Annotated in this window: 14 protein-coding genes; 8 read left to right on the forward strand and 6 right to left on the reverse strand. The window is 38.8% G+C overall.

Annotated elements, in window-relative coordinates; translation table 11 throughout:
- Window positions 1-280: 280 nt before the first annotated feature.
- A complete protein-coding gene (locus B4C48_RS13500; RefSeq protein ID WP_291357377.1) occupies window positions 281-850 on the reverse strand; it encodes a peptidylprolyl isomerase in 570 nt (189 codons plus the stop codon).
- 102 nt (window positions 851-952) lie between these two features.
- On the opposite strand from B4C48_RS13500, the gene B4C48_RS13505 reads away from it, so the two are divergent.
- The gene (locus B4C48_RS13505; protein ID WP_291357379.1) at window positions 953-1,621 is read left to right on the forward strand and encodes an acetoacetate decarboxylase family protein; all 669 of its coding nucleotides are present in this window, start codon (window positions 953-955) and stop codon (window positions 1,619-1,621) included.
- 56 nt (window positions 1,622-1,677) lie between these two features.
- Here B4C48_RS13505 and B4C48_RS13510 read toward each other — a convergent pair whose 3' ends face one another.
- Window positions 1,678-2,748 (reverse strand): alpha/beta hydrolase, encoded by a 1,071-nt coding sequence (locus tag B4C48_RS13510; protein WP_291357381.1) that lies wholly within the window; start codon window positions 2,746-2,748, stop codon window positions 1,678-1,680.
- Window positions 2,749-2,951: 203 nt separating this feature from the next.
- Here B4C48_RS13510 and B4C48_RS13515 point away from each other — a divergent pair, with 203 nt between their 5' ends.
- The 6 genes from B4C48_RS13515 to B4C48_RS13540 all read left to right on the forward strand — a co-directional run bounded on the left by B4C48_RS13515 (window position 2,952) and on the right by B4C48_RS13540 (window position 9,183).
- Entirely contained in the window at window positions 2,952-3,458 is a 507-nt protein-coding gene (locus B4C48_RS13515; RefSeq protein WP_291357383.1) for a hypothetical protein, read from the forward strand.
- A 995-nt stretch (window positions 3,459-4,453) separates the two neighbouring features.
- Window positions 4,454-5,002, forward strand: coding sequence for a nucleotide exchange factor GrpE (gene grpE, locus B4C48_RS13520; RefSeq protein ID WP_291357385.1), 549 nt, complete (start codon window positions 4,454-4,456; stop codon window positions 5,000-5,002).
- Between the two features lie 122 nt (window positions 5,003-5,124).
- Window positions 5,125-7,068, forward strand: a complete 1,944-nt coding sequence (gene dnaK, locus B4C48_RS13525) for a molecular chaperone DnaK (protein ID WP_291357387.1) — start codon at window positions 5,125-5,127, stop codon at window positions 7,066-7,068.
- A gap of 208 nt (window positions 7,069-7,276) precedes the next feature.
- Window positions 7,277-7,633 carry a hypothetical protein gene (locus tag B4C48_RS13530; protein ID WP_291357389.1) on the forward strand — a complete coding sequence of 119 codons (357 nt, stop codon included), beginning with the start codon at window positions 7,277-7,279 and terminating at the stop codon, window positions 7,631-7,633.
- A 140-nt stretch (window positions 7,634-7,773) separates the two neighbouring features.
- Window positions 7,774-8,685, forward strand: a complete 912-nt coding sequence (locus B4C48_RS13535) for a matrixin family metalloprotease (protein ID WP_291357391.1) — start codon at window positions 7,774-7,776, stop codon at window positions 8,683-8,685.
- A gap of 120 nt (window positions 8,686-8,805) precedes the next feature.
- Window positions 8,806-9,183, forward strand: a complete 378-nt coding sequence (locus B4C48_RS13540) for a hypothetical protein (protein WP_291357454.1) — start codon at window positions 8,806-8,808, stop codon at window positions 9,181-9,183.
- Window positions 9,184-9,268: 85 nt separating this feature from the next.
- Here B4C48_RS13540 and erpA read toward each other — a convergent pair whose 3' ends face one another.
- The 4 genes from erpA to B4C48_RS13560 form a co-directional block, all read right to left on the reverse strand.
- The gene (gene erpA, locus B4C48_RS13545) at window positions 9,269-9,604 is read right to left on the reverse strand and encodes an iron-sulfur cluster insertion protein ErpA (RefSeq protein ID WP_291357393.1); all 336 of its coding nucleotides are present in this window, start codon (window positions 9,602-9,604) and stop codon (window positions 9,269-9,271) included.
- 117 nt (window positions 9,605-9,721) lie between these two features.
- Window positions 9,722-10,732 (reverse strand): putative solute-binding protein, encoded by a 1,011-nt coding sequence (locus tag B4C48_RS13550; RefSeq protein WP_291357456.1) that lies wholly within the window; start codon window positions 10,730-10,732, stop codon window positions 9,722-9,724.
- Window positions 10,733-10,966: 234 nt separating this feature from the next.
- Complete coding sequence (locus B4C48_RS13555; RefSeq protein ID WP_291357395.1) at window positions 10,967-11,977, reverse strand: putative solute-binding protein; 1,011 nt, start codon at window positions 11,975-11,977, stop codon at window positions 10,967-10,969.
- A gap of 234 nt (window positions 11,978-12,211) precedes the next feature.
- Entirely contained in the window at window positions 12,212-13,219 is a 1,008-nt protein-coding gene (locus tag B4C48_RS13560) for a putative solute-binding protein (RefSeq protein WP_291357397.1), read from the reverse strand.
- A 240-nt stretch (window positions 13,220-13,459) separates the two neighbouring features.
- Here B4C48_RS13560 and B4C48_RS13565 point away from each other — a divergent pair.
- On the forward strand, window positions 13,460-13,803 hold a 344-nt coding region (locus B4C48_RS13565; RefSeq protein ID WP_291357398.1), incomplete at its 3' end, for an ATP-binding cassette domain-containing protein.

The following is a 13,803-nucleotide window of genomic DNA, read 5'->3' on the forward strand; positions in this document are numbered from 1 at the left end:
TTCATAATCTCTTAATGATCTATTTTCTACCTCGTCAGTAGAAAATATAACGCAATAAACATCTAACAACTTAACCTGTTCAGCTAAGTTCGTTTGCTGTATCGCGTCGGGATGAGCTCATTATAGGGCAATTTCTTACACGTGCAAGTGTTTTTAACTGATTGTCTTATTGACTGTTTTATTTTTATGCACCATTTTGGTTCATTTTTATTCTGATTTAAATATAAATACATAATTTTAAAGCAAAAATATGATTAAAATATTTCTGCTTTATTTTTACTTACTTTTTCTCAGCTGCTGCTTTAATGCTCACACTAACAATTTTCACGGCTTGCTTTGGTACATTTTGATGCATTCCAAAGTTTGCTGTCGGTACCTGCGTGATTTTATCTACCACATCCATACCTTTAGTCACTTTACCAAATACTGTGTAACCGGCATTCATCTGGCTTTTATTTAAAAAGTCGTTGTCTACGGTATTAATGAAGAATTGACTGGTTGCAGAATTAGGATTGTTGGTTCGTGCCATGGCCAAAGTGCCACGCGTATTCTTCAATCCATTATACGATTCATTCTGGATGGGTGCCTTGGTCTGTTTCTCTACCATGTTGCCATCCATTCCCCCACCCTGAATCATAAAGCCAGGAATCACCCGGTGAAAAACAGTGCCGTTATAAAAGTTATCCTTTATATAGTCTTCAAAGTTTTTTGCTGAAATAGGCGCTTTATCATTAAATAGCTCTATTTCAATATTCCCCATAGAGGTTTTCATTTCTACTAAAGTATTTGCAGCCATCGCCTGCACACTCATGCATGCAGCACTGATAGCAAATAAGGTTTGTTTTAACATTTCTTTACTCTTCTACTTCAAGTTGTAATTGTGAATGTCTATATATTAATCTTTCAATATAAATATAACAGCTTCTCTTTTTGATATAAAACGAGTATTACAATGAGTGAAGAATTAAACACAACTACTTTTTCCCTTTATCCACCTTGGCATTTGCATGGTGATGCTTTTATTTTGAATTACTGGTTAACCCCTAAATTTATTGCACAGCATCGTACTTTTTATATTGCTCCTTCTCCGATTGGTCGCGTAGTACAGGTGATGCTGGTTCGTTATCACGATTCTCCTGTGGGCCCTTATGATGAATTACTGATTTTGGACCATCCTTTAATCAGTAAAAGACGTTTATCTTCCATTCCTAAAATTTATGTTTCTACCGAAGCTTCTATGGTAAATGGACAACATTTTTGGGGAATTCCAAAACAGCTGGCCCAATTTGAATGGCTGATCCATGATGATATGGTGCATTGCAATATCCGCTTTGACCAGCAAGAAATGAGTGTGTGTTTGCAGAAATATAAACATAGTCAAACTTTTTATGTGAATAGCCATCATTTACCGGCACGACTGCTTAACATCCAGCAAGCCTGGCAAGGTTTACGTTATCAATTCACTCCACAATTTCGCGGTAAGCTGAGCAAATTAAAACAAGCCAGCTGGAAAAACACCCAAGCTATCTTCCCCGATTTTTCTCAAGCCCGCTATTTACATAGTTTTTATGTTCCAGAATTTAGCCTGATCTTACCTAAAGCCAAAATTGAGAAAAAATAAAAAAGGTGTTTCACGTGAAACACCTTAAATACAGCTCAAGACTAAGCTTAAAAAAACTAAGCATGCTTATCCCAAAACTTTCTGTAGCTTTTACTGATTTCAATTACATACTTTTTAGCACGGTAAGAAACTGGCGTTAGATTGACAAAACCGTGGGCTTGATCGGTATATTCTTGATAATGCACCTTTACACCGCGATGACGTAATTTATGGGCATAAATCTCCCCTTCATCATGTAATACATCATGACCCGCAGTCACCACAAAAGTAGGCGGTAATTTGTCATGCTTACCATAAGTCGGGGAAATCAGCGGATCATCCAGTTCGATCTGATGGGTATTTGCATAATAATGGGTCACAAAATCCACATCTTTACTGGTTAAAACCAGTCCTTCATTATAGGCATAGAAGGATGGATGACGGCTTTTAAAATCGACTGCCGGATAGAGCAGCAATTGGGCTTGCGGAGCATACACTTTATGAGCGCTACGTTGCGCGACTACCGTGCTGATATTGCCTCCCGCACTATCGCCAGCCACTGAAATTCTATTTTTCAAGATTTTAAGCTGCCTTCTGTTTTGATGTACCCATGCCAAGGCATCTTCACAGGTTTGAATCAGTTTACTCGGGCTTGCTTCAGGCGCTAAAGGATAGTCAATACTTAAAACCTGCACTTTTGCATGCACGGCCAGTAGCCGGCAGACTTCATCATGTGAATCCAGACTGCCTACAACAAACCCACCACCATGAAAATAAACCACCATGGGTAACTTTTTAGTCGGTGCAGGATGATAATGCCGCGCGAAGATGGTTCCGCTATGTAAGGGTAAGCGCAGATCTTCCACCTGTTTCACCGGCGTAGGTTTGCCTTTAATAGCTTGCATTTGCAAATCAAAGGTTTTTCGGGCTTGGATAATATCTTCACTGACAAAACCATTATTACCGCGTCTTAACTGGGCGGCCATCATGCATTGGATTAAAGGATCAAGTTCAGGGTATTGATGTGGATATCTTAAAATTTTAACTAAAGATTTTTGTGCAAAACTCGGTAATCGATCCAAAGTACGTGCAGCTGCACCTTGGCCTTTTTCTAATACGGTCTGTAAAGTTCGACTAAAAGCAACCATTATTGCACCTTCCTTTTATTTTAATCTTCACATTTTCTACATGATCAGCCAATGCTTGACCATACTCTTATATAAGTCTAATCATCTGTATACACAGTAAAAACATTCATACGCTAATCTTCTTTTTATACCTTGTCATTGACAATTTCCATGTATATTTCGGAGTGTTTTTGCTACTCCTTACAACAAGAAGGATAAACGTTATGGCTAAAAGACTGATCATACTGTCATTAGCGACGACATTTTTAGCTATGGGGTGTGTCGCATTTCCTGAAGATGGCGGTTATTACGATGGACGTTATGATGACCGCTATGACCGAACTTATGGTTCAGGTTATGACTATCGATATGCACGTGAACGGGATCGTCAACGTTGGGAATATCAACAGCGCCAAAACCGCTTAGAGTTAGAACGTAAAAAACGGGAGCTTGAGCGACGTCAATGGCAACAGAACCGCCAAAAACAATCCGAGTGGGAACGTAAAAAACGTGAACAGCAACATCAATTAGAACAACGTAAAAGAATTGCTGAACAGAATCGAAATAACCAGTCCAACTGGGAGCGAAAAAAGCGTGAACTTGAACGCCAACGCGCAGAACAGCAGCGTAAAAAGGTAGAGCTGCGACAGCGCGATAAAATACAAGAAAGACGCGGCGATGATCGTCGTCGAGATAGAGATCAGCGAGAACGTCAATATCGTGATCACTGATTTCTTTCAAGCCACTTCATTTTCATTAATTTAATGCCCTTTAGTTAAAGGGTATTTTTTTATTGAATTAAAATACTCTGGCTTAGGACCCGAATAGAGAACTTTGCGAGATCGTTTAAATAAATGATAGAAGAGTTCTGATGATCATCTATGCTCAATTCTCAGTTTAAAAACTTATCTCTGCTTTTAAAGCATCTCATCCATTCGCTATGGCGCTATAATTGCGGAGCAGTTTGCAACTTTTAAAAAGCAGAACTCGATGGAGTAGCACCTGCGTAAACTCAAGTATCTGCATGAGGATACCTCTACCGACTAGCTGCGCCTGAGTTGAACTCCTCTTGAAGCAATGTATAAAAACTAGGAAAAGGATTTATTTTTAATTATTTAGAAGGAATTGAGGGGTTAAAATTTTGTTAAATAGATTCCCTACATTCGATTCGTGCACAATTTGCCAAATTTCAAGCAAAAAAAAAGCTTATCCAGAGGTTGGATAAGCCTAGAAAACACATTTCTTAAATACCAAAAGAAACTACAGCGATAGAATCTGGGTGAAATAATAACCAGTCACTGATTGTTTGTGAAATATATATTTCATTCAATATTGATCGTTTTTAAGTCTAAGTTTTAATTTTAAGATTGTTTTTAGCCTGAACAGCAATCGGTGCGTTAAACTTTCGTATGCTAGTTAAATATTTACTATTACTTATATTTTTACCAATATCAGCTTAATAATATTTCGCGCTATCAATTTACTCATAATTCATTCACAGCTCATGAGCTATTTCTAAGTTCAAAATTAAAAAACCGGGATTTTTAATCTTTTTTAATCAAATTAAACAGATTTAATTGCTTGTCTCGCTTGAATTTTTATCGTCTGCCCCGAACTCTGTATTAATCATGAATATTATCACTCATGGCAGTTCAGGATTAACGCAGTTAGCACTGAGGCCAAAAGGACTGACATGTTTAAAAACCCATTTAAACGGAGTAAATCTATGGCAACTGAGCAAAATCAAGACGCTCAAGATCTAGGGCAAGAGCAAGCTGAGCAACAAGCAGCAGAATCTCAAGCTGAAACAGAGCAAACCGAAGTTTCAGTTGAAGATTTACAAGCTCAAATCACCAAATTGGAAGAAAGTTTAAAACTGGAAAAAGCACGTACAGCCAATGCGGTCTATGAAGCACAAAAAAGCGTAGAACGTATTCAACGTGATGCTGAAAAGCATAAAGAAACAGTAATTGAGAAATTTGCAAAAGAATTACTCGACTCTGTCGATAATTTAGAGCGTGCCATCCAAGCTGCAGGCGGGATTGAGTCTCCATTACTTGAAGGTGTGGAGCTGACCTTAAAATCACTGCTCAATACACTGGAAAAATTTAACGTTGTAGAAGTCAATATGAACAACGGTTTCAATGCAGATTTACATCAGGCAGTTGGTATTGCACCGGATGTCAAAGCAGGTGAAATCGGTACGGTATTGCAAAAAGGTTATACCCTTTCAGGCCGTTTACTGCGTCCAGCAATGGTCCTTGTAGGTCAATAAGGTAAAGAAATTCGAGAGTTTTTCTATTTTTTTCATCTAAACAACTTGAAAAATTTTGAATGGCTCTCATATCGGATAACAAGCAAAAACATTGCAAAAAATAATTTTGAGGAAGCATCCAAATGGCTAAAATCATTGGTATTGACTTAGGTACAACAAACTCTTGTGTTGCCGTACTTGAAGGCGACAAAGTTAAAGTCATCGACAACGCTGAAGGCGCTCGTACAACTCCATCTATTATTGCTTATAAAGATGGTGAAATTCTGGTAGGTCAATCTGCAAAGCGTCAGGCAGTAACCAACCCTAAAAACACTTTATTCGCGATCAAACGTTTAATCGGACGTAAGTACCAAGACCAAGCGGTACAAAAAGATATCGGTCTGGTTCCTTACAAAATCATTCAAGCTGACAATGGCGATGCTTGGGTTGATGTCAACGACAAGAAACTTGCACCACAACAAATCTCTGCTGAAATTTTGAAAAAGATGAAAAAAACTGCAGAAGATTATTTGGGTGAAACAGTTACTGAAGCGGTAATTACTGTTCCTGCTTACTTCAACGATGCACAACGTCAAGCCACTAAAGATGCAGGTAAAATTGCCGGTTTGGACGTTAAACGTATCATCAACGAACCAACTGCTGCAGCTCTTGCGTTCGGTATGGATAAAAAAGAAGGCGACCGTAAAGTTGCAGTCTATGACTTGGGTGGTGGTACTTTCGACGTATCAATCATCGAAATTGCGGACTTGGACGGCGACCAGCAAATCGAAGTATTGTCTACAAACGGTGATACTTTCCTAGGTGGTGAAGACTTCGATAACGCGTTAATTGAATTCCTGGTTGAAGAATTCAAGAAAGAACAAAGCGTGAACTTGAAACAAGATCCACTTGCATTACAACGTTTGAAAGAAGCAGCGGAAAAAGCAAAAATCGAGCTTTCTTCATCGAATGCTACTGAAATTAACCTTCCATATATCACTGCAGACGCAACTGGTCCTAAACACTTAGTGATCAACGTGACTCGTGCAAAATTAGAAGGTTTGGTTGCTGACCTGGTTGAACGTACTATTGAGCCTTGCCGTATTGCGCTTAAAGATGCCGGTCTTGCGACTTCAGACATCTCTGACGTAATTCTGGTGGGTGGTCAGTCTCGTATGCCACTTGTACAACAAAAAGTACAAGAGTTCTTTGGTCGTGAGCCACGTAAAGACGTGAACCCGGATGAAGCGGTAGCGATTGGTGCTGCGATTCAAGGTGCGGTATTGTCTGGTGATAAAACTGACGTATTGCTTCTTGACGTAACTCCATTGACACTTGGTATTGAGACGATGGGCGGCGTGTTAACTGCAATCATCGAGAAAAACACCACGATTCCTGCGAAGAAATCTCAAGTGTTCTCAACTGCTGCAGACAACCAGCCTGCTGTAGACATTTCGGTTTACCAAGGTGAACGTAAAATGGCTCAACAAAACAAATTGTTGGGTAACTTCCAATTAGGCGACATCCCACCTGCTCCACGTGGTGTGCCACAAATTGAAGTATCGTTCGACATCAACGCTGACGGTATCTTGAAAGTATCTGCAAAAGACAAGAGCACTGGTAAAGAACAATCGATTCAAATTAAAGCAAACTCTGGTTTGAGCGATGCTGAAATTGAAGCGATGATCAAAGATGCTGAAGCGAATGCAGAAGAAGACCGTAAGTTTGAAGAACTTGCAAAAGCACGTAACGAAGCAGATGCTCTTGTTTCTAGCGCGCAAAAAGCAGTGAAAGATCTTGGCGAACAAGTGACTGCAGATGAAAAAACTGCGGTTGAAACTGCGGTTTCAGAGCTTGAAGCGGCAACCAAAGAAAATAACGTTGACGATATCAAAGCAAAAACTGAAGCACTGCAAAACATCATCATGCCAATCACTCAACGCGCTTATGAAGCTGCGCAAGGTGCTCAAGGCGGTGCGCAAGGTTTTGATCCAAATGCATTCCAAGGCGATGCGGGTCAACAACAAAAAGCGGATGACGGCGTTGTAGATGCTGAGTTCACTGAAGTTAAAGATGATAAAAAATAATTTGTCACTTTGAAAAAAGACCGCATTTTATGCGGTCTTTTTTTATTCATCTTATAGGCAACAGGATAGATTTTGACTAAAATATAATTGTATAAATCACTGAAAAATAAAAACATGCAGAATTTTATTAAACTTTTACTGATTGCTTCTGGATTTGCAATCATGATGCTCTACCCAATGGGCAATCTCTTTATCGTACTACCGACCAATGTTTTTCTTTCCCCCATTTAATTATTTGCAAAGCCTCGGTATAGAAGCCGCCTTTGCACTTGGCTTTTTAATTTCAACCATTGTATTGCTCCTGTTATCTGTGCCGCAGCGTTATCCTTATGGAAAAGGCTTTATCTTGTTAGGTGTTGGATTATTCAGCTATATTATTTTTCAGCTGTATAAATATGAAGTAAGTCTATATGCTTTCAATCATCAAAATGAAATTCCTTACAATATTAAATACTTAATTGAATTTATTATTTTTTTATTCAATTTTTCAGGTTTAATTTTCATCTATTATTCTAATTTGCCAAAACAAATTCCCGAATTTAAAAAACAAAAAACTAAAGCTTAAGACATTAAGTTCGCTGAAGTGAAAGCTAACAAAAGATAATGTGTGGGATTAAGAAAGAGACCGTGCGAAAGCCCGGTTTTTTTATTTTTATTTATGCTTAATTGTTATACAGTATAAAAAAATAATGATTTTAAGCTTTTATGCGCTTAATGCTACTCAGCCTTTTGGTCATATTTCTGTTAGGCATGACCTATCAAAACCGAAATCATCCCCAGGTTCGCTATAACACCCTGTTGGATCGTATTCAGCACCCTTTCGATACCCGGTTACGTTACCACATTGCTGAAGTGGATCCGCGTTTTGGTCTGAGTGAAGATGAACTAAAACGGATGAGCCAGCAAGCCACTGACATTTGGAAAGCGGGTACGGGCAAAGACTATTTTGTGTATGATCCCAATGCTCGGCTGAGCATTCATTTAATTTATGATCAACGCCAGCACGACTCTGTACAGCGACGTCAGCAATTCGGACAAATTCAACAAAGCCAGCAATTGTGGGCCAGTAAAAATCAGCAGCTAAAGCAGTTTAAAGATGAATTAGACCGTGCTAACGCCATGCTGGAAGCGAGAAAAACCCAATTAGATCTACAGTTACAGCAATATAATCAACAGATAGCCATTACTAATCAAAATGGTGGAGTCCCGCCTTCACAACGTGAGCATCTCCTTCAGCAACAAAATCAATTACAACAGCAAATTTCCGGACTACAGCAAGAAATCAGTATTTATAACCAAAAAATTCAGCACCTCAATCTTCAGGTGGATGAACTGAATCAGTTGAATCAACAGATTGACAGCTCAGTAAAACACTTTAACCAGCGTTTTCAGCCAAAATTATTTGATAAAGGTTCATTTAATGGCAAGCAAATTACTATTTATGAATTTGAGTCTAAGGAAGATTTGCGTTTAACACTGGCACATGAATTTGGCCATGCACTCGGACTTAAACATAATCAAGATCCTCAAGCACTGATGTATCCGCTGATGAAAGATCAGAACCTACAAAACTTCAGATTATCCACGGCAGATATTGCTTTATTGCAAGAACGTTGAAGCATGACCAGGATACAATGCAAAAATCCCTTACTTTTTATAAGCCTATATAGGGCAATACAACGGCAATAAAGCGAATTTCGTGTTATTGTAATAGCCGAAAATGACAACAGAAAATTTCTGGAGATGCGTGTGAGTTACTACCATATTCTTATTGAAGTAAATGATCACATCAGTACGATTGAACAAACTCGTGATATCGAAATTTTTGATATTATTGAGATTCAGCCTTATCTCCACTCTATTCTGTTGCCTTATTTCAATGAGCAACTCATTGAACTTGAAGATGAAAATTTAGAATTTAAAGATATTCTCCATTTACAAGTCAAACAGACCCTGTTGCCTATCCAAGATTTGATTGAAGAAGAACAGCGCTTACTGCCAAGTGATACCGATATCACCATTAGTGCTTATGAAATTTTTAACAATCGTGATTTAAGCCAAGACGTCACAACTGTTATTTTTGATATTTTGGAAGCTGCAAAACTCGAAGCTTAATGATTTAAGTAGCTTAAGACTGTAATTGAGTATATTGATTTACAATAAAAAAGCCCTCCTTTTTGGAGGGCTTTTTCATATCTGATTAAATAGAGAAAGATGAACCACAACCACAGGTTGTTGTTGCATTCGGGTTGCTCACAATAAAACGTGAACCTTCCAAACCTTCTACATAATCAACTTCTGAGCCGACAAGATATTGATAGCTGAGTGAGTCAACCAGCATTTTCACGTCGCCATTGACAAATTCAGCATCATCTTCATTCATGCTTTCAGCGAAGTTAAAGCCATAAGAGAAACCAGAACAACCACCACCTGTAACATAAACACGTAACATTAATTCTTGGTTGCCTTCGCTATCACGCAATTGGCGTACTTTATTCGCAGCATTGTCGGTCAGCACCAAAGCTTGGGCATTCATGTGGGATTCCTCTGTTCAATTCAGGTGTCTTGAAATATAAAAGACCATATATCAAGTATAGCATACTCAATATATGGTCAATATTTGCAGATTTAAAGTTAAATCAGACTATTTTTCTCAAGATTGTTTGTAGTTCTCATCCTGCAGGCTACATTCAAAATTCTTTGGATCTTGCTTACAACGGAATTGCCAGAGCAACTTCATCATACGCTTATCATAAACGCCGCGTTTGGTTAAATCGACCCGCGATTCGCGCATGAGTTTTTGATAGCCTGCTTTATCTGCTTCAGGAATTTGCATCCAGTATTTTTGTGGAATATCGGCTTTCATTTTACCTAAAATACCAAAGGCACGAGGTAACTGGCTTTTCACCCATTCACGTGATTTTTGCCCATATCCTGCCGGGAATTTATCTGGGCGAATAATCACATTACCGGTCACCTGTAAAATAGGATAATTCACAATTGCGCCTTTATTTCCTAAACCCTTATAGAGTTCTAAAGGTTTAAATACGGCCGCAGGTGCGCCAATAATATCCACCTGACCATTGTTAAATTTAGCGCCAAAATTGGTAACATCTGCACTGACCGCCTGTGCCCCAACTTGCTGAACCATAATTTTTTGCGCTTCATCGTAATCAAGCACGGCGATTTTTTTACCTGCAGCTTTCGCCACGGTATTGATACTACGGTCATTGACCATTAAAAACGCATCACCGACTGGAATTACGCCCACCACTTCATATTTACTATTGACCATATGTTTGGCAAAGGCGGGGCTGGCTAAGCCCTGCATGACTTTTACCGCCAGTTTTAAATCAGGAATCGCACCAATGGCATCAAGTGAACCGGTAAAATGATTAAACTGACGACCGCGCATACCGGTCACACTAATCCCGTCACACTTCCCGGCTTTAAAATCTTCAGCGATAACCCCTTCATTTTGCCCTACGCGTAATTCAATATCTGCGCCCCAATTTTTGGCTGCCAATTGATAATCTTTCATCAGGGCAAAAACATCTCCACTTTTACCCACCAAATCAAATACGCAAATTACCTGTTTGGCTTGAGTAACACTGGTAACTGCACACAAACCTAGACCAAGCAGCAGTGTTTTAGACCATGGCATCATGATTTTTTCTTCCTTGTATGATTATTTTATTCAGTTTTGGATTGAATCATTTTTGTTTTTTTATTTATCACCCATCCACCAGTCTTTAAGACATGTTTTATGGACTGATAAAATTGAACTTTTCTTTTTTAAGATTACGCCTTTTTTGACGCGCCACAATGGCAAAAATGACAAAACCCAAGCGACAAAAAAGCCTAGATAAAATCTAGGCTTTATTTTTTAAAATCAATATCATTCACCGCCAAGTGAACATTCAAAATTCGCTTTATCGACAGAACAACGTGCCTTTTTCAACACACTCATCATGCCTGCATCATAGATACCACGCTTGGTCATATCCATACGGCCTTCACGCAATAATTTTTGATATTTGGTTTTATCTTCTGCAGTCAGGTTCAATTTGAACTTGGCTGGAATATTGGCTTCCAGACGGTTAATCATGGCAAAGCTTTTTGGTAAGTTTTTCACAAACCAATCACGCGATTTTTGACCAAAACCTGCAGGAAATTGATCTGGACGGATCACAAAATCTGCGGTTACCTGAAGCACAGGGAAATTAAACATCGCGCCGTTGGAACCTAAACCTTTATAGATTTCTAAAGGTTTATAAGCATAGGCAGGTGCTCCGACCATATCGACCTGACCATTATTGAATTTTGCGACAAAGTTAGACACATCAGAAATCACTGCCTGCGCACCTACACGTTGCACCATAATTTTTTGTGCATCGTCATAACCCAATACCGCAAATTTTTTGCCTGCCGCTTTTTCAATGGAATTAATTTGTTTATCACGTACAAAAATAAAAGCAGAACCCAAAGGAGCAATACCGGCTACTTCATATTTTTTACCGCCTAAATTACTGACCATTTTCGGCGCATTACGCTTGTCCAAAGCAAAAGTAATGGCACGCTGGGCAATCGCATTACTTGGTGCACCACCGAGCGCATCAATAGAGCCTACAAATTTATTATATTGACGTGCACGCATTGCGGTCATGAATACGCCATCACACTTGCCGGCTTTAAAGTCATTATCAGCGACTGCTTCGTCTTGACGTGGAATAAGATTAATTTCCGCGCCCCATCCTTTGGCAGCCAATGCCCATTCCTGAGCCATTTGAAAAGACTCACCCGATTTACCCAGTAAATCGAATACACATACATCAACTTTAGCGGCTTGTGCTGTGCTCGCTACGCCTACAGCAGCAAATGTGGCTAATGCAAAAATCGTTTTTTTCATTATTTCGGTCCTTTTGGAATCTTGTTGTTTGACGAGTATCCTTTCACGCCACAAATATTAAGCAAGTTCATGATAAAAAAATAGAGCATTTACTCCAATTAATTATCATTTAGATGTCAATCGCTTTTTATTTTTTAAAATAAATAATAAAAATCATAAATTTATGTAAGAACGATTTTTACGTATAATTTATAAAATTTGAGCTATTTTACAAATAAAAACATAACTGCCTATTTATTCGCCGTTCAATGAACACTCAAAATTGGTTCGCTCCACAGTACAACGGGCTTTTTTAAGCACTGTCATCATGGTCGGTTCATAAATTCCTTGTTTGGTCAGATCTAAACGACCATCTCGTAATATTTTTTGATATTTCTCATGATCTTGTTTAGTCAAATTTACTTTATATTTGGCAGGAATTCCGGCTTCCAAGCGCTGTACCATCGCAAAGCTTTTCGGCAAAATTTTGATAAACCAGCTACGTGATTGGTCTGCAAAGCCTTCAGGAAATTTTTCTGGACGAATCACCAAATCGGCCGTCACGTTGACGACTGGAAAATTAATCATTGCCCCAGTAGAACCCAAGCCTTTATAGATTTCTAGCGGCTTAAAGGCATACGCAGGTGCAGCAATCATGTCGACTTCACCATTGTTGAATTTTTTCACAAAATTAGAAATATCAGCCATTACCGGCACTGCACCAATACGCTGGACAACAATTTTTTGCGCCTGATCATAGTGCAGAATAGCAAACTTTTTACCTTTTGCTTTTTCAATAGTATTGATAGATTTATCACGTACAAAAAGATAAGCCGTACCAATTTGTCCAATCCCTGCTACCTCATATTTTTCATTGGCAATGGTACTAATCAGCCGCTTTTTATTGCGTTTATCCAGCACAAAAGAAATGGCTTTTTGTGCAATCTGATTACTTGGAACGCCACCGAGTGCATCAATTGAACCGGCAAATTTGTTATAGGCACGGGCACGCATGGAGGTCATGTAAAAAGCATCACAGACACCGGCTTTAAAATCTTTTTCAATTTTTGCTTCGTCTTGATACGGCATTAGATTGACCTTGGCACCCCAGTTTTGACTGGCCAAAGCCCATTCTTCAATTAATTTATAGGACTCACCTGCTTTACCGAGTAAATCAAATACACAGATATTCTGTTTTGCCTGCGCTAAGCTCGAAAAACTCAAAAGTGTGAGCGTAGATAAAATAAAAGTCCTTTTTTTCATGATGTACCTTATTCTTTTTTCACTTTTTTCTCGTAGAAAATCACTATAATTTTCTTTTTATACTAAAAACAGAGCTGCTCAGGCCTTTCTGACGAAAGGCTATTTTTTGCATAATTTGTCACATTTTCATTGATCTACTTAAAATCATGCTTTTATAAGAAAGAATAATGCCCAGCCTTTTTCTTTTCTGAGTAGCTTCCTTTAGAATAGCCCCATCATTCTTCTCTTTTAGATATTTCAATGATTCAGTTAGATCAACTTTCTATACGTCGCGGTGGACGTGTTTTATTTCAAAAAGCGTCTATGCAGCTACATCCAGGATGGAAAATTGGCCTAACTGGTGTCAATGGTGCAGGAAAATCGACCCTGTTTGCTGCCTTATTGGGTGGCATGGAATCGGATGGCGGTTCCCTGAAACGTCCTGCTGTCTGGACAGTGGCCCATATGGCGCAGGAAATTAAAGCGCTAGAGATGAAAGCCATTGATTTTGTCCTGTCTGGAGATGAGGAATATTGGGATATCCAGCATAAACTGGAACATCCTGAAAACCTGAATAATGAAGAATTAGCACATTTATATGGCCG

The sequence above is a fragment of the Acinetobacter sp. UBA3106 genome (assembly GCA_002365595.1).
Lineage (GTDB): Bacteria > Pseudomonadota > Gammaproteobacteria > Pseudomonadales > Moraxellaceae > Acinetobacter.